Origin of the sequence: Promicromonospora sp. Marseille-Q5078, assembly GCF_050315395.1 — a bacterium.
Taxonomy (GTDB): domain Bacteria; phylum Actinomycetota; class Actinomycetes; order Actinomycetales; family Cellulomonadaceae; genus Isoptericola.
In genome coordinates this window covers 308,169-324,581 of sequence record NZ_JBNPQG010000001.1, presented here as the reverse complement: position 1 = coordinate 324,581, position 16,413 = coordinate 308,169, and the positions used below count along the sequence as shown (strand labels likewise).

The following is a 16,413-nucleotide window of genomic DNA, read 5'->3' as shown; positions in this document are numbered from 1 at the left end:
CGACCATGGACGAGTTCTACAGAATCCTCACCCAGTCGCTCGCCGAGCTCATCGCCCCGACGACGGCGGCGTACGCCATCGCGGCGATCGGCCTCAACCTGCACTTCGGGTACACGGGCCTGCTCAACATGGGCCAGGCCGGCTTCATGCTGCTCGGCGCGTACGGCTTCGGCATCGCGACCATCGCCGGCGCCCCGTTCTTCCTCGCGCTCCTGGTCGCGCTCGCCGCCGGCCTGCTGTTCGCGCTGGTGCTCGGCATCCCGACCCTGCAGCTGCGGGGCGACTACCTCGCGATCGTGACCATCTCCGCCGCCGAGATCATCCGGTGGATCGGCCGGTCCACCTGGCTGCAGGAGTGGACCGGCGGCGCCTCCGGCCTGCAGGGCCGCGACTTCAAGGGCACGTTCCAGGACCTGTCGCCGCTGCCCGACGGCCGCACCGTCATCGGGCCGCTCGAGTACATCAACACCGGCTCCGACTCCTGGTGGACGCGGATCTTCGCCTGGGCCGTCGTGGCCCTCGTGCTGGTCTTCGTCTGGCTCATCACCCGCAGCCCCTGGGGCCGCGTCCTCAAGGGCATCCGCGAGGACGAGGACGCCGTGCGCGCGCTGGGCAAGAACGTGTACTCGTACAAGCTGCAGTCGCTGGTGCTGGGCGGCATGCTCGGTGCCCTCGGCGGCGTCGTCTACGTGCTGCCGCTGACCATCGCGCCCGACGCGATGGGGCGCACGATGACGTTCTTCACCTGGACCGTCCTGCTGCTCGGCGGCGCAGCCACCGTCTTCGGGCCCGTGCTCGGCGCGATGGTCTTCTTCGGCGCCTACATGCTCATGCGCACCGGGATGCGCGCCCTCGCGGAGAACACCGGGGTGGGCGACATCATCACCACCACCAACGTGGAGCAGATCGGCGGCATGCTGGTAGGAGTCACGCTGATGCTCCTCGTGATCTTCCGACCGCAGGGCATCCTCGGGAACAAGAAGGAGCTGGCCTTCAATGTCCGCTGACATGTCCGCCCACCCGTCCACCGACGAGCCCGGCGCCTCCCCCGAGCCCGAGTCCGTCGTCGACGCGGCGGCGGCCGCCGCCGCCGCGCCCACCTCCGAGGCCGCCGCCGAGGCGCTCGACGACCTCGCCCTCGTCGAACCCGTCGTCGGCTCCTCGAAGCCCGACGCGATCCTCGTGGCCGACGACGTCGTGCGGAGGTTCGGCGGCATGACGGCCGTCGACGTCAAGCATCTCGAGGTGCAGCGCGGCGCCATCACCGCGCTGATCGGCCCCAACGGGGCCGGCAAGACGACGTTCTTCAACCTCCTCACCGGCTTCGACACCCCGCAGAGCGGCACCTGGAGCTTCGAGGGCCGGTCCCTGCAGGGCAAGAGCGGCGCCCGGGTCGCCAAGGCCGGGATGGTGCGCACCTTCCAGCTCACCAAGGCGCTGTCGCGCCTCACGGTGCTGCAGAACATGCTGCTCGCCGAGCCGAAGAACCCCGGCGAGCGGTTCTGGCTGTCGTGGCTGCCGTTCACCTGGCAGGCGCAGGAGAAGGCCGCCACCGAGAAGGCGATGGAGATCCTCGCCCGGTTCAAGCTCGACACCAAGGCGAGCGACTACGCCGGGTCGCTGTCCGGCGGGCAGCGCAAGCTGCTCGAGATGGCCCGGGCGCTGATGACGAACCCCACGATGATCATGCTCGACGAGCCGATGGCGGGCGTGAACCCCGCCCTGGTGCAGTCGCTGCTGGGGCACGTGCAGGCGCTGCGCGACGAGGGCATGACGGTGCTCTTCGTGGAGCATGACATGCACGCCGTGCGGCACATCTCCGACTGGGTGGTGGTCATGGCCGAGGGACGGATCGTCGCCGAGGGGCCGCCCGCGACGGTGATGCACGACCAGGCCGTCGTCGACGCCTACCTGGGAGCCCACCACGACACCGACCTCGGGGACGACTCCCTGCTCGACCCCGAGATCCTGGCCCGGCTCGAGGCCGAGGAGGAGAAGCGATGAGCGACACCGCGATCCTGCCCGGGGAGGCCGCGACCGGCGCCCCGAAGGACAAGGAGCTGCTGCTGCGGGCCGACAACCTCGTGGCCGGCTACATCCCGGGGGTGAACATCCTCGACGGCTGCTCGATCGAGGTCGCCAAGGGCGAGCTCGTCGGCATCATCGGGCCCAACGGCGCCGGCAAGTCCACCCTGCTCAAGGCCCTGTTCGGGCTCGTGAAGGTCTACTCCGGCACGGTGACGCTCGAGGGCCAGGACATCACCGGCATGAAGGCGAACTCGCTCGTGGCCCGCGGTGTCGGGTTCGTGCCGCAGACGAACAACGTCTTCCCGTCGCTGTCCGTCGAGGAGAACATGCGCATGGGCGTCTACCTGCGCCCGAAGGTCTTCGAGGAGCGGTGGTCGTTCATCGGCGACCTGTTCCCCGTGCTGCACGACCGGCGCAGCCAGCGGGCGGGCGCCATGTCGGGCGGCGAGCGTCAGATGGTCGCGATGGCCCGCGCGCTCATGATGAACCCGTCCGTGCTCCTGCTCGACGAGCCGTCCGCCGGCCTGTCCCCCGTCCGCCAGGACGAGACGTTCCTGCGCACCCGCATGATCAACAAGGCCGGCGTGTCCGTCGTCATGGTGGAGCAGAACGCGCGCCGCTGCCTGCAGATCTGCGACCGCGGCTACGTGCTCGACCAGGGCAAGGACGCGTACACCGGCACGGGCCGCGAGCTCCAGGCCGACCCGAAGGTCATCTCCCTGTACCTCGGCACCCTCGCCGAGGAGCCGTGACCCGCCCGCCGAGGTAGTCCGGCGGTCTCAACCGGTCATCGCAACACCGGTTGGTCAGGTGGTCGAGATTAGCTCGGCGAGTCTCTCGGCGGGAGTGGCCCAGTCGAGGGTTTGTCGGGGTCGGGTGTTGAGGGCTTCGGCGACGTCGTCGAGGTCGGTGGCGGGGTGGACCGATAGGTCGGTGCCCTTGGGGTAGTACTGACGCAGCAGCCCGTTGGTGTTCTCGTTCGTGCCGCGCTGCCAGGGCGAGTGCGGGTCGCAGAAGTACAGGTCGACCGGGTCGGTGAACCCGATGTCGTGACCGAGGTTGGGCGTCATCTCCCGGCCCTGGTCCCAGGTCAGGGTGCGGCGTAGGTGCTCGGGCAGGTCCCGGATCTTGGTGCGCATCGCTTCGGCGACCTGCTCGGCGGCGTACCCGTGGGGCAGGTGCAGCAGCAGCACGAACCGGGTGGAGCGTTCGACCAGCGTCCCGATCGCGGACTTGTTCGCGGTGCCGATGATCAGGTCGCCCTCCCAGTGTCCGGGCACGGCCCGGTCGGCGATCTCGGCGGGGCGTTCGCTGATCAGGACCTCGGGCGGCACGACGCGGCGTCCTTGCTGGTTCGCGCGGGCCTGCGCCCGGGGGCGGCGCCGCCCCCGGCCGGTCCGCAGCGCGGTGTGCAACTCTTTGCGCAGTCCGCCGCGGCCCTGGACGTAGAGCGATTGGTAGATCGTCTCGTGGCTGACCCGCATGGACTCATCATCGGGGAAGTCGACCTTGAGCCGGTTCGCGATCTGCTGCGGGCTCCATACCCGGGACCGTCCGCTGTCGGGGCGCACCCGCCCGTCCAGCCGCGCCTCGATATACGCAGCGAGCCGCGGGTCGCCCACGATCTTGCGCTGGCCGTGCTTGGGACGGGCCGCGGCCCGATCACGATCAGCCTGGGCGATCGAGGGCACGTACCGCCCGTCAGACGCCCGCCGGCCGCGATGACGCAGCTCGCGACTGATCGTCGAGACCGACCGCCCCAACCAGCGTCCGATCTGGCGACACGATCTGCCCTCGGCATGCAGCAGACCGATCTGCTCACGCTCGGCGAACGACAAGAACGGATCTGCTGCACGAATAGGTGACAGCGGTTGTCAGGCGGCGAGTGCGACCTGAGTGGTCATGATGGCTTCGTACTCGATGGGGGTCAATCGTCCGAGGCGCTGCTGGCGGCGGCGTCGGTGGTAGGTGCGTTCGATCCAGGTGATGATCCGGATGCGCAGCTGCTCGCGGGTCGTCCATAGACGCCGGTCCAGGACGTTCTTCTGCAGCAGCGAGAAGAAGGACTCCATGGCCGCGTTGTCGCCTGCGGAGGCGACCTGCCCCATGGAGCCGACCAGGCCGTGACGACGCAGCGCGGCGAGGAATTTCCTGCTTCGAAACTGACTGCCTCTATCGCTGTGCACGATGCAGCCGGCCACGTCGGCGCCGTCAACCCGGCGCCTGGCGACGGCGTTCTCGAGCGCCTGGACGGCCAGCCTCGACTTCATGCGGTCGCTGATGGAGTAGCCGACGATCCGGTTCGAGTACACGTCCTTGATCGCGCACAGGTAGACCTTGCCCTCGGTCGTCGGGTGCTCGGTGATGTCCGTCAACCACAAGGCGTTGGGCTCACTGGCAGTGAAGTCCCGCTGGACGAGGTCGTCGTGCGCCGGAGGGCCGGGCTTCTTGCCGTTCTTCGAGCGCTTCTTGCCGAACACCGACCACCAACGCCCGTCCCGCACGAGTCGCCACATCGTGCGGTCACACGCGATGTGGCCGGCGTCTCGGGCCTCGTCGGCCAGCAGCCGATACCCGTACTCAGGGTCATCGCGGTGGGCGTCGAACAGCGCGTTCGCGAGGTGCGCCTGCTCGAGCTCCCGGGCCGTCACAGGTGCGGCGAGCCACCGGTAGTAGGGCTGGCGGGCGAGCTTGAGGACCCGGCACGTCACCGCGACGGGGACACCGTCAGCAGCAAGTTCACGGACGAGCGGGTAGGTCATTTTCCCGGCAGGTGCGCCTGGGCGAAGTACGCCGCCGCCCGGCGCAGGACCTCGTTCTCCTGCTCCAGCAGCCGCACACGCTTGCGGGCTTCGCGCAGCTCGGTCGACTCGTCCTTCGTCACGCCAGGCTTGGCGCCGTCCTCGACGTCAGCTTGGTGCAGCCAGTTGCGCAGGCACGACTCGGAGATGCCGAAGTCCTTCGCGACCTGCTTTATCGGGGTCTCGCCCTGGCGCGCGATCGCCACGACGTCGTCGCGGAACTCCTTGGGATGGGGTCTGGGCACGGGACACATCCTTCCAGCAGCGCCCGCAGGCACCACAGGTCAGGTGTCACCTATTCGTGCAGCAGACCCAACCGCCCCGTGGGCGCGCGAAGATCCGCATCAGGCACCCCGCCAGCCTGCGCGATCCAGTCCTGCGCCGTGCGCGCAGACACGCCCGCCACCGCGGCAGCCACGCCCACATCCCCGACATCCAGGAACGACCGCCAAAACACCCGCCGCCATGCCCGCGGCACCGCAACACCACCACGCACCACCAGAAACACCCCTCACGTCGAGGTGTTGCGATGATCGGTTGAGACCGCCTCCGGACCTCGCCGAGGTAGTTCACTTCTCCGCGAGGTAGTTCAGCCCCCCGCGAGGTAGTTCAGCCCCCCGCGAGGTAGTTCAGCCCCCCCGCGAGGTAGTTCGGCTCCCCGCGAGGTAGTTCGGCGGGACGACGCAGGACGACGGCGACCGCTCGGCCGAGCGGTCGCCGTCGTCGTCGTCGTGCGCGCGAAAGGGAATCGGACTGGCGTCAGGCGATCAGCCCCAGCAGGGCGCGACGCCGCCCGGCACGGTAGGCGGCGCGTAGTCGCTGCTCCAGCGCGATCGGGTCGTCGAGCTCCTCCCAGCGCACTCGCACGACGATCCACCCGGCGGCCTCGAGCGCCTGCTGCCTCGCTGCCTCGGCACGACGGACGGTCTCCGGGTCGCCCCGCTCGTCGCCGGAGTACTTGACGTCTCCGTCGAACTCGACGGCGACGCGCACGCCCTCCCACCCCAGGTCGACGAAGTACGTGCCGCGCGCCGTCTCCACCTCGATCTGGCAGTCCGCTCGGGGGAGGCCGGCGTCGGCCGCCACCAGTCTCGTCACGGTCTCGCCCGGCGATCCGGACCGCGGGTCGCACAGGTCGAGGATCTGCCGCGCCTGCACGACCCCGCGCTTCCCGCGCGACGCGGTCATGATCCGTGAGACCTCCGCCGGCTCGGCACCGAGACGGAACAGCGAGTCGCACGCCACCAGGGCACCGTCGCGCGGGAGGGTGCGGATGCAGTCGACCAGGGTGCGCGAGAGGGAAGTCACCGGCACGCCGAGCACCACTGCCCGGTCCTGCGCCGGCATCGGCGTGTGGTGCCGCCGGACGTGCGGCTCGACCTCCTCGTCGACGTGCGGGTTCCACTCGCGCGTCAGGTGCACGAGCTCCGGCGTCCGGTACGTCCACGCCCCGTGCAGCATGGCGGCCGCCTCGTGGCTGAACCAGAGCGGGGCGTCGGTGCCCTCGATGAGTCCACGAACGCCCGCCAGGATGACGCCCTCGTGCGACCGCGCGGGAGCGCCGGCGTCGTCGCCCCGGGCGAGCTCGAAGGCCTCCGGCACGATCGGCGGGTGGGCGGCGTCGGCGGTCCACATGCTCCGCAACGGGGAACCCGGGGCGTGCATCGCGTCGAGGATCCCGGTGATGCGTCGGATCGCCGGGACGTGGTCGGCCTCTCTCATGGGTTCGACCTTCGGTCCTCGGGCGCCAGCGATCGCGGAGAGCTCGGGCACCTGTGGACAGAGCGCACCCGTGCGCAGGCTCGGGCGCCCCGAAACCCGGAGCCCCGTCCTCGAACTACCTCGCCGGAATCTGAACTACCTCGCCGGAATCTGAACTACCTCGCGCCCGATCGAACTACCTCGCGGAGATTCGGACTACCTCGGCGGACGACGACGGCCCGGACGCTCGGGTGAGCGTCCGGGCCGTCGTCCCGTGCCGTCGGGCAGGAGCTGGGCCCCGACCGGTGGGAGATCAGTCCGTGGTGCCCTCGATCTCCTTGGTGAAGGTGTACGTGTTGTCGGCCCCGTACTCGTAGATGCCGATGAAGGCCGACGACGGGTCGTTGGCGTCGTTCAGCGGCCCGATGCCGGACTTGCCGACGTACTTGATCTCGTCGCCCGCGTCGAGCGCCTTCACACCGTCCTCGAACGAGGTGACCTCCGTGGCGCCGTCCTCGGCGCCGGAGACGGCCTTGATGTTCTTCGAGATCGTCTCGCCGTCGGTGGCCCCGCCCTTCACCGCGGCCAGCGCGGCGAGAACGGTCGCGTCGTACGACTCGGCCGAGTACGAGAAGTCCTCGAGCTCGCCGTCCTCGTTCTCCGAGTACCAGGCCTTGAGGTCGTCGCGGAACGCGTCGTCGGCCTGTGCGCCCGGCAGGGTGCCCTTGACGCCCTTGAGGGTGCCCTTGTCGAACTTGTCGCCGTAGTTGGACAGGTTGCCGTCCACGAAGTAGGTGGACCCGTCGAAGTCCCAGCCCTGCGCGACGAGCTCGTTGACGATCGCGACCGTCTCCTCGAAGGCGACGATCGAGATCGCGTCCGGCTTCTGCGCGAGCAGGTCGGTCACCTGGGCGCCGAAGTTCGTCTCGCCCGGGGCGAACTCGTTGCCCTGGCCGTTGCCGCCGTAGACGACCTCGCAGCCGCCCGCGGTGACCGTGTCCTCGATGACGTCGCGCAGGCCCGTGCCGTACGCCTCGTTCTGCACGAGGAACCCGATCTTGCAGTGGCCGTCGTCGAGGATGAGCGACCCGTGCGCCGCGCCCTGCACCGTGTCCGGCGGGGCGGTGCGGGCGAAGTAGTCGCCGTAGCCGGAGAGGTCCGCGGCGGTGTTCGCGGGCGAGATCTGCATGATGCCCGCCTCCTCGAACTGGTCGACCACGCCGAGGGTCACGGCGGAGGACGCGGCACCGATCACGGCCGAGACGCCCTTGCCGATGAGGTCGGTGGCCGTGCCGCTCGCGACGGACAGGTCGGTGCTGTCGCCCGAGTCGCCCGGCTCCACGGTGACGTCCTCGCCGAGGACGCCGCCCGCGGCGTTGATGTCCGAGACCGCGAGGCCGACGCCCGCGATCTCCGGCGGGCCGAGGAAGGCGAGCGTGCCGGTGACCGGGAGGATCGTGCCGATCTTCAGGGGCTCGGTGGAGCCACCCCCCTCACTGCTCTCGTCTCCTCCGCCGTCGGAGGAGGCGCACGCCGTGAGGCCAAGGCTGAGGACCGCCGCGAGGGCCAGGCCCTTGGCGGCTGTACTGCGTCGGATCATGCTGTTCCCCTTTTGGAGGTAGGACATTCGCGGCTCAACACCGCATTCAGTGCCGCTGAACGTAGCGAGACTGTATGTCGCGTACGTGTCGCGCGGGTCACTCGCAACAGATCGTGACGAACCTGTTATCTGCGTCACACTCGCCCGCGGCAACCGGTGCCGGAGACGACGACGGCGGCCGGCACGGTGCGTTCCGGGGCGGCCGCCGTGCGGGCGGGGCGGTGCGTCGGGGCGCTCGCGTCAGTCGCGGAACTGCGTGAACGAGGCCGTGGCCGGGTCGGCCCCGGTCCGCCCCTCGACGCCGGACTCCAGGGCGTCGATCGACGCCACCTGCTCGGGCGACAGCTCGAAGGAGAAGAGGTCGAGGTTCGAGGCCTGGCGCTCGGCCGACATCGACTTGGGGATCACGACCCGGCCCTGCTGGAGGGCCCAGCGCAGCACGGCCTGGGCCGGGGTGACCCCCAGCTCCGCAGCCGCCGCGACGACGGCGGGCGCGTCGAGGTCCGCGCCGCGTCCGAGCGGGGAGTACGCCTCGACGGCGATGCCCAGCTCGCGGCAGCGTTGCTGCACGGCGACCTGCTGGAACGTGGGGTGCACCTCCATCTGGTTCACGGCCGGCACGACGTCGGTCTCCGCGACGAGCCGGTCGAGGTGCTCCACCAGGAAGTTCGACACGCCGATCGCCCGCACGGCGCCCTCCGCGAGCAGCTTCTCGAACGCGCGCCACGTCTCGACGTACAGGTCGCGGCCCGGGACCGGCCAGTGCACGAGGTACAGGTCCACCTGGTCGACGCCGAGCGCCCGGCGGGAGTCCTCGAAGGCCCGCAGCGCCTGCTCGAAGCCCTGGTCGCCGTTGCGCAGCTTCGTGGTGACGAACACCTGCTCGCGCGGCAGGCCGGACGCCCGCAGCGCGGCACCCACGCCGGCCTCGTTGTAGTAGGCGGCGGCCGTGTCGACGTGCCGGTAGCCGAGCTCGAGGGCCTGCTCGACGTTCTTCTGGGTGCCGTCGTCGGGCACCTGGAAGACGCCGAGCCCCACCTGGGGGATCTGGACGCCGTCGGACAGGGGCAGGGAGGGGACGGGAGTGGTGGTCATGACTCCATGTGTACCGACCCACCCCGCCCGCGCGCCCGCGGTTCCGTCCGCCCGGCCCACCAGGGCGTCGACCCGTGTGCTCATCCTGTGGACAGGCTGGGCGAGAACACTGGTGCCCATGCTCGCCCTCGCGTACCGTTGTGCCCGTTGCAGTGCCTCGCTCGTACCGGACGGTCCCCCGTCTGCGCCACGGCGGTCGCGTCGTCAGGACTGACGCGGCCACCCGGCGGACCTTGGTTTCAAGAGTTGACGACGATTCACCGTGATGCGCGATCTCGACGGTCGAGGTCGTCGACACCTCTTGAAGGAGTAAGCATGGCCACCGGAACCGTGAAGTGGTTCAACAGCGAGAAGGGCTACGGCTTCATCGCCCCCGAGGACGGCTCGGCTGACGTGTTCGTCCACTTCTCTGCCATCCAGTCGCAGGGCTACCGGTCCCTCGACGAGGAGCAGCGCGTCGAGTTCGACGTGACGCAGGGCCCGAAGGGCCCGCAGGCGGAGAACGTCCGCCCGCTCTGATCTCGCCTCCCGGTCGGCTGACGCCGGCCGCGTGAGTCGCACGGCCCGTACCCCGCTCGTCGGGGTGCGGGCCGTCGTCGTTCCCGCCGTCGGCGCGGGAACGACGCCCGGTCCGTCGGCGTTGACCCTGCATGGGACTCCTCGACCGACTCCTCGGCAGAACCCGCGACGAGCGCTCGTACCACGGCGTGCCCGGGCGGCCCGACTACGGACGGACCCACGCCGGTGAGGCGCCGGGCAAGCACGGCTACGCCCCGCACCCCGACGAGCAGCCCGCCGACCGCCCCGTCCCGGGCGCGGCGGCGGCCCAGCGCGACCCGGACGAGGTGGCGGTCGAGCGGTACCGCTACCTGCTGCGCACCGCGCCGCCGGACGCCGTCGAGCAGGCGCACGCCGAGGCGTTCGCGCGCCTCACGCCCGAGCAGCGCCGCCGCGTGCTGGACGAGCTCGGGTCCGGGCTCCCGGCGTCCGAGCGCGCGACGACCGACGACCCGCAGTCCCTCGCCCGCATGGCCACCCGCGCGGAGATGCGCAACCCCGGCACGCTGGAGCAGTCGTTCCGCGGACAGGGCGGCGCCGGCGCGCGCGGCCCGGGCTTCGGGTCGATGGTCGGGGGAAGCATGCTGGGCACCGTGGCGGGTGTCGTGATCGGCTCCGCCGTGGCCAACGCCCTCTTCGGCCCCGCCTTCGGCGACCCGTCGCAGGACTTCGCGGGCGACGCCGGCGCAGAGGGCGGCGACGCCGGTGCGGACACGGGCGACGCCGGCGGAGACACCGGCGGCGACGCGGGCTCCGCGGACGCCGGGTACACCGAGGCGGCGGGGGCCGACCCGGGGTACGACGGCGGCGGCGACGCGGGCGGCGGGTTCGGCGACTTCGGTGGCGACTTCGGCGGCGGCGACTTCGGCGGGTTCTAGACCGCCCGCTCGCACAGCCCGAGGAAGGCGCCGAGCCGGCCCAGCCCCTCGGGGCTGTGCGGCAGGTAGTCGGTCAGCTCCGGCGAGCGCACCACGATGGCGCACCACTGCCCGCGCGAGACGGCCACGTTGATCCGGTGCCGCGAGAGCAGGAAGCCCGTGCCCCGCGGCACGTCGAGCGGGGACGACGCGGCGAGCGTGACGATCGCGACGGGCGCCTCCGTGCCCTGGAACCGGTCGACGGTGCCCACGCGGACGTCGGCGAACCCGGCGGCGTCGAGCGCGCGGCGCACCGCCCACACCTGCGCGTTGTAGGCGGCGAGCACGACGACGTCCCGCGGCTCCAGGGGGCGCTCCGGCCGGCCGGCGCCGGCGGTCCAGCCACGCCCGACGACGCCGGTCACCTGCCGCACCACCTCCTGCGCCTCCTCGGGCGACGCGACGCTGCGGCCGGCGTGCTCGACGGGCACGTGGTGCACGCCGGGGGCGACGCCGTCGAGCCGCCGCGCGGCCGCCGTGTCGTGGGCGCGCAACCGTCCCTCGTACGCGAGCTGGGACACCGCCTCGCACAGCGCGGGGTGCATCCGCCACGACCGCGCGAGGAAGTAGCCGAGGCCGGGCGGCAGCACGTCGCGGCCGTCGGCGAGCCAGCCGAGGGCGGACACGTCCACGGGCTCGGGGTGCCGACCCCGGCTGACCTGCGGCAGCTGCTGCGGGTCGCCGAGCAGCAGCAGCCGCCGCGCCGACCTCGCCACGGCGATCGTGGCGGCGAGGGAGAACTGCCCTGCCTCGTCGACGACCAGCAGGTCCAGGCCCTCGTCGGGCCACCGCTCCCCGTGCGCGAAGTCCCACGCCGTGCCACCGACCACGCACGGGCCGCGCCGGGCGAACTCGGCCAGGTCCTCGCCCGGCAGCTCCGTACAGACCGCCGTGGGCGACCCACCGTCGGCCTGCCGCTTCTTGGCGACCCGCTCCGCGGGGACGCCCGCCGTCTCGACGACAGCGCGCAGCATGTTCTCGACGGCGGCGTGCGACTGCGCGACGACGCCCACCCGCCAGCCCTCCGCGACCAGCGCGGCGATCACGCGCGAGCCCACGTGCGTCTTGCCGGTGCCGGGCGGACCCTGCACGGCGAGGTAGGAACGGTCGAGGTCGCGCGTCGCGGCGAGCACCGCCGCGGTGAAGTCGTCGTCGACGACGTCGGGCAGCGGACCGCCCCCGGCCAGGCGCGGGGTCCGGCGGCGCAGCAGGTCGGCGGCCGGCCCGTCGGGCAGCGACCGGTCGGCGTCCCAGCCGGCCAGGGCGCGGCGCGCCACGTTCTCGAGCGCCTGCTCCTGCGGGTCGGCGCGCGGCCCGATGGAGGGGGTGAGCGCCATCGGCAGCGCGTCGAACGGCTCGACGCCCACCCGCACCTGCTCCCGCAGCACCAGCACGTCCCGCTCGCCCGACTCCGTCGCCCGGCGCGCGGCGTCCACGACGGCGGCCCGGCCGTGGAAGCCGCGCACCGCGTTCGCGGGCACGGTCACCGCGGCGGGCGCGGGGGCGTCGTAGAGCACGAACGGCTCGGCCCCGACCACCAGCTCCGACCCCTCGGGCAGCCGACCGACCAGCTCCAGCACACGCGCCGGCGCGCGCCGCCCGTCCTCGAGCGCCCAGTCCCGGACCACCGTCGCGCGTTCCACGTGAAACGTGTTCCGACGTCCCTGCCACTCGTCCGTCGGCAGCTCGAGCCGGGAGTAGTGCTCGTGCCAGAACGGCTTGCTCTCGCGCCGCCAGTACCCGAGCGCGGCGCCGACCAGCGCCAGCGCCTCGGCCTCGTCGTCGCGGGCGCCACGGTCCTCACCGACGCGGTCGCGCACCTCCGCCTCCAGCGCCAGCCGGCGCTCGCGCGCCTCGCGGGCCGCCGCCTGGCGAGGGGTCTCCTCGGCGGCGGGCGTGGTCTCGACAGGCTCGACCGGCGAGACCCGCGGCATGGTCTCGACAGGCTCGACCGACGCCTCCGCCGGTTGAGCCTGTCGAAACCCCGCGTCGACCGACGAGGCGCGCGCGTCGACGACGCCCGCGGCGCCGCGCAGCCAGTCGAGCAGCCGCAGGGTGGAGACGCAGTCGTAGCGGTTGTAGTCGGCGATGCCGCGCAGGAGCCCGTCCGCCTCCTGGGTGCGGCCGGCGTCGCGCAGCGCCGTGTACTCGGCGTAGGCGACGACGGACGCCGCGGCCGTGGTGACGTCGCCGGAGCGCAGCTCGTCGCCCATGTAGAGCGGCTCGAGCTTCTTGATCGACTTCGACCGGTCGGAGATCCGCAGCGACGACCGCACGACGGCGTAGAGGTCCACCAGCACGCCGTCGCGCAGCAGCTGGTCCACCTCCTCCTCGTACACGCCGTGCCGGGCGGCGATGGACAGCAGGTGCACGCGCTCGTACGACGCGTAGTGGTAGACGTGCAGGTCCGGGTACCGGCGCCGGCGCTCGGTGAGGTAGTCCACGAAGTCGACGAGCGCCTGTCGCTCCTGCGCCAGGTCGTGCGCCCAGAACGCGCGGAACGGCGGCGCCTCCCCCTCGGCGCCGGGCCGCTCGACCAGGCCGAAGAGGTAGTCGATCCCCGTCTGCTGACCCCACTGCTCGCCCTGCGGGTCGGACCACAGCGGGTCGCCCTCGAAGTCGAAGAAGACGTCGCCCGGGCTGGGCGGCGGCAGCCGGCGCACGGCTGAGGTGTCGGGCAGCGACCAGCGGATGACGGCGGGCTCGCCGTGGTCGTCGTAGGCCACCTCGCCGTCGCCGCCGCTCGTGCCGAGCTGGAGCCGCGCCTGGTCGCGCACCCGCTCGAAGCTGCGGGCCGGCATGCCCTCGGGCGGCTGCTCGGCCTCGGCGAGCGCGTCGATCGTCGTGATGCCGCCCGCGACGAGCCGCGCCCGCTGCGCCTCGTACACGCCGCCGACCAGCAGCACGTCGCGGTGCGCGGCGACCTGCTCCGTGCACGCCTCGCACCGCCCGCAGGCGGTGAAGCGCTCGTCGCCCCACGCGAGCGGGCCGTCGTCGGCGCGGTGCGCGGCCACGACGTCGCGCAGCCGCGCCCGGCGCTGCTGCAGCACGGGCAGCAGCTCGGCGAGCCGGTGGGAGCTGGTGACGCGGGTGCCGAGCACCAGGTGCACGGCGTCGGTCGGGTCGACGCGCGCGGCCGCGAGCTGGTCGGCGTACGCGGCGAGCTGCAGCAGGGCCGTCACCTTGGCCCGGCGCGCGAGCTTGGTGTCGAGCACCGCGTAGCGCGGCAGCGCGGCGGCCACGTGCTCCCCCGGGCGGCCCGGTCGGACCTCCGGGTCGCCGAGCGGGTCGCGCAGCAGGAAGTCGGCCCGGCCGTGGAACTCGCCGTCGAAGAACGAGGCCTGGGCGACGACGTCCGCCCCCGCCTCGACGGCGGCCAGCGTGGCGCCGTGCGCGGCCTCGAGCGCCTCCCGCGTGAGCCGCGCGGCGGGCTTCACCTCGGCCACGCCGCCCGTGGCCCCGGCGGCGGCGCGGCCGAAGCGGGCCACGTACTCGTCCAGCACCCTGCGCTCGTGCGCGTCCCCGAGCGCCGCCGTCCGCGCGAGCATCGCGTCGGCCTCCCGCTCCCGGCGCGGCGCGCGGCCGAGCAGCTCGTCCAGGCGGCGCAGCAGGCGGAACTCGCACCCGGCGGCCACGACGAGGTCGCTCGCGGAGTGCACCACCGTGGGCTCCGAGGCGGGGCGGGCGGCGTCGAGGAGGAACATGTCCCCGGTCTACCAGCGGCGACCGACACCGAGGCGGGGGAGCCGGCGACGACGCGGGAGCCACCTTGCATGCAAGTTGGATGCAACCTAGGGTGCCGCGGGTGACCTCCTCCCCCACGGCGTCGCTCAGCGCGGCCGAGCGCGCCTACCAGCACACCAAGGCGAAGATCCTCTCGGGGGAGGTTCCCGGCGGCCGGCTCCTGTCCGAGGGCGACGTCGCGGCGGAGCTCGGCATCAGCCGCACCCCGGTGCACGAGGCCTTCCTGCGCCTCGACGCCGAGCGGCTGCTCGCCGTCGCGCCCCGCCGGGGGGCCGCGGTCCTGCCCATGGCGCCGGACGAGGCGCGCGACGTGCTCGAGATGCGCGAGGCCATCGAGCTCTCCACCGCCCGCCGCGCGCTGGCGCACGGCTCCCCCGCGCCCGCCGTCCTCGACGCGCTGCGGGCCAACGTCGCGACGCAGCGCAAGGCCGCCGCGGACGGCGAGGTCGACGCGTTCGTCCGCGCCGACGGGGAGTTCCACGCCCTGCTCGTGGCGGCGTCGCGCAACCAGACCGCCGTCCAGCTCTACGACCTGCTGCGCGACAAGCAGCACCGGCTGCGCGCCCAGCTGCTGCACGTCGGGCCGGAGATGGTCGCCACCTCGCTCACCGACCACGAGGAGATGCTCGCCGCCGTCGAGCGCGGCGACGCCGACGCCCTCTGCGACGTCGTGCACGAGCACGTCCGCCGGCACCGGGGGATCCTCTGATGCCGGGCGCCGCGACCGGCCTGCGCGGGTGGAAGGGCGTGTTCGGCACGCTGTTCGTGTGCTCGTGGGCCGGCAACCAGTTCAGCCCCGTGCTGCTCATGTACGAAGACGTGCACGGCTACGGCGACGCCACCGTCAACGCGTTCCTCGGCGTGTACGTGCTCGGGCTGGCGCCCGCGCTGCTCGTCGCGGGTGCGCTGTCGGACCGGCACGGCCGGCGCCCGGTGATGTTCGTCGCCGTCGTGTCCGCGATGGCGGCCAGCGCCGTGCTCGCGTTCGGCGCGCTCGGCCCGGTGCCGATCTACGTCGGCCGCCTCCTGTCCGGGATCACGGTCGGCACGGCGATGGCCGTCGGCACGAGCTGGCTCAAGGAGCTGTCCCAGACGCCGTTCGACCGGTCCGCCGACGCCGGCTCGGGCGCCCGGCGCGCGTCGCTCGCGTTCACCCTCGGCTCCGGCCTGGGCGCGCTCGTGGCGGGCGGCCTGGCGCAGTGGGGCCCCTGGCCCGAGGAGCTGCCGTACCTGGTGCACCTCGTCGTGACCGCGCCGTTCCTCCTCCTCGTGCGTCGGGTGCAGGAGACCAGCACCACGGGCGGGGTGGACGGCCCGTGGTGGGCGCAGCTGCGCGTGCCGACGGCCGCGCACCGCCGGTTCCGGCGCGTCGTGCTCGTCGTCGCGCCGTGGATCTTCGCCGTCGCCGCCCTCACCTACGGCTACGCGCCGGTGCTGCTGCGCGAGCAGGCCGGTGACCTCGGGGTGGCGTACGCGACGCTGCTCACCGTCGTCGCGCTGGGCGTGGCCGCCGTCGTGCAGCCCGCCGCCAAGCGGCTCGACGCCGTCGACAGCGCCCGCGGGCTCACCGTGGCCGCCGCCGTGCTGACCGTCGCGGTGGCGTGCGTCGGGCTGGTCGTGACGTCCGGGTCGCTGTGGTGGGGCGTCGGCGCCGCCGTGGTGGGCGGCGCGGGCATGGGCGTCGGCCTGTCGTCCGGGCTGCTCGAGGTGCAGCGCATCGCGGGCCGGCGCGACCTCGCCGGCCTGACGGGCGTGTTCTACGCCGTCGCCTACGCCGGGTTCCTGGCGCCGGCGGTGATGGCCGCGATCACGCCGCCGTTCACGACGGCGCAGCTCTTCACCGTCCTCGTCGCGCTCGGCGTCGTCTCGACCGTCGTCGTCCTGGCGCACTACCGCAAGCACCTCCCGCAGTCCTGAGGGGCGGTCGCGGGCGACCCGGCATGGACCCGGACCTGGGGTTTCCGCCATA

The 16,413-nt window shown here is 72.7% G+C and carries 12 protein-coding genes and 1 pseudogene; 7 read left to right on the top strand and 6 right to left on the bottom strand.

From position 1 onward, the window contains the following. Positions 1-5 precede the first annotated feature (5 nt). From ACQFYA_RS01465 to ACQFYA_RS01455, 3 genes are read left to right on the top strand one after another with little or no spacing between them, the layout of a single operon-like run. Positions 6-1,007 (top strand): branched-chain amino acid ABC transporter permease, encoded by a 1,002-nt coding sequence (locus tag ACQFYA_RS01465; RefSeq protein WP_499120838.1) that lies wholly within the window; start codon positions 6-8, stop codon positions 1,005-1,007. After that, positions 997-2,004, top strand: coding sequence for an ABC transporter ATP-binding protein (locus ACQFYA_RS01460; RefSeq protein ID WP_499120836.1), 1,008 nt, complete (start codon positions 997-999; stop codon positions 2,002-2,004). Before ACQFYA_RS01465 ends, ACQFYA_RS01460 begins: the two co-directional genes overlap by 11 nt. Then, positions 2,001-2,780 (top strand): ABC transporter ATP-binding protein, encoded by a 780-nt coding sequence (locus tag ACQFYA_RS01455; protein ID WP_499120833.1) that lies wholly within the window; start codon positions 2,001-2,003, stop codon positions 2,778-2,780. Before ACQFYA_RS01460 ends, ACQFYA_RS01455 begins: the two co-directional genes overlap by 4 nt. A gap of 54 nt (positions 2,781-2,834) precedes the next feature. Here the strand turns inward: ACQFYA_RS01455 and ACQFYA_RS01450 are convergent. From ACQFYA_RS01450 to ACQFYA_RS01430, 5 genes and pseudogenes are all read right to left on the bottom strand, one after another. Next, a pseudogene (locus tag ACQFYA_RS01450) lies at positions 2,835-3,869 on the bottom strand (IS30 family transposase); the annotation flags it as partial. Positions 3,870-3,902: 33 nt separating this feature from the next. Further along, a protein-coding gene (locus ACQFYA_RS01445) for an IS3 family transposase (RefSeq protein WP_499120832.1) occupies positions 3,903-5,074 on the bottom strand; the annotation gives its coding sequence in 2 pieces (ribosomal slippage) (positions 3,903-4,793 and positions 4,796-5,074; 1,170 coding nt in all). A gap of 514 nt (positions 5,075-5,588) precedes the next feature. Beyond that, a complete protein-coding gene (locus tag ACQFYA_RS01440) occupies positions 5,589-6,551 on the bottom strand; it encodes a type IV toxin-antitoxin system AbiEi family antitoxin (RefSeq protein ID WP_499120830.1) in 963 nt (320 codons plus the stop codon). 292 nt (positions 6,552-6,843) lie between these two features. Further along, on the bottom strand, positions 6,844-8,130 hold the full coding sequence (locus tag ACQFYA_RS01435; protein ID WP_499120828.1) for an ABC transporter substrate-binding protein: 1,287 nt from the start codon (positions 8,128-8,130) through the stop codon (positions 6,844-6,846). 240 nt (positions 8,131-8,370) lie between these two features. Continuing rightward, on the bottom strand, positions 8,371-9,225 hold the full coding sequence (locus ACQFYA_RS01430; RefSeq protein WP_499120826.1) for an aldo/keto reductase: 855 nt from the start codon (positions 9,223-9,225) through the stop codon (positions 8,371-8,373). Between the two features lie 315 nt (positions 9,226-9,540). Between ACQFYA_RS01430 and cspE the strand changes: the two genes are divergently transcribed. Beyond that, positions 9,541-9,744, top strand: a complete 204-nt coding sequence (gene cspE, locus ACQFYA_RS01425) for a transcription antiterminator/RNA stability regulator CspE (protein ID WP_079576569.1) — start codon at positions 9,541-9,543, stop codon at positions 9,742-9,744. A gap of 131 nt (positions 9,745-9,875) precedes the next feature. Further along, entirely contained in the window at positions 9,876-10,661 is a 786-nt protein-coding gene (locus tag ACQFYA_RS01420; RefSeq protein WP_499120823.1) for a hypothetical protein, read from the top strand. Here ACQFYA_RS01420 and ACQFYA_RS01415 read toward each other — a convergent pair. Continuing rightward, positions 10,658-14,404, bottom strand: a complete 3,747-nt coding sequence (locus tag ACQFYA_RS01415; RefSeq protein ID WP_499120820.1) for a TM0106 family RecB-like putative nuclease — start codon at positions 14,402-14,404, stop codon at positions 10,658-10,660. The genes ACQFYA_RS01420 and ACQFYA_RS01415 overlap by 4 nt on opposite strands. Positions 14,405-14,505: 101 nt before the next feature. On the opposite strand from ACQFYA_RS01415, the gene ACQFYA_RS01410 reads away from it, so the two are divergent. Both ACQFYA_RS01410 and ACQFYA_RS01405 read left to right on the top strand, forming a co-directional pair. Continuing rightward, the gene (locus tag ACQFYA_RS01410) at positions 14,506-15,153 is read left to right on the top strand and encodes a GntR family transcriptional regulator (protein ID WP_499120818.1); all 648 of its coding nucleotides are present in this window, start codon (positions 14,506-14,508) and stop codon (positions 15,151-15,153) included. Beyond that, positions 15,153-16,361, top strand: coding sequence for an MFS transporter (locus ACQFYA_RS01405; RefSeq protein ID WP_499120816.1), 1,209 nt, complete (start codon positions 15,153-15,155; stop codon positions 16,359-16,361). The genes ACQFYA_RS01410 and ACQFYA_RS01405 overlap by 1 nt, the downstream gene beginning before the upstream one ends. The last annotated feature ends 52 nt before the right edge of the window (positions 16,362-16,413 follow it).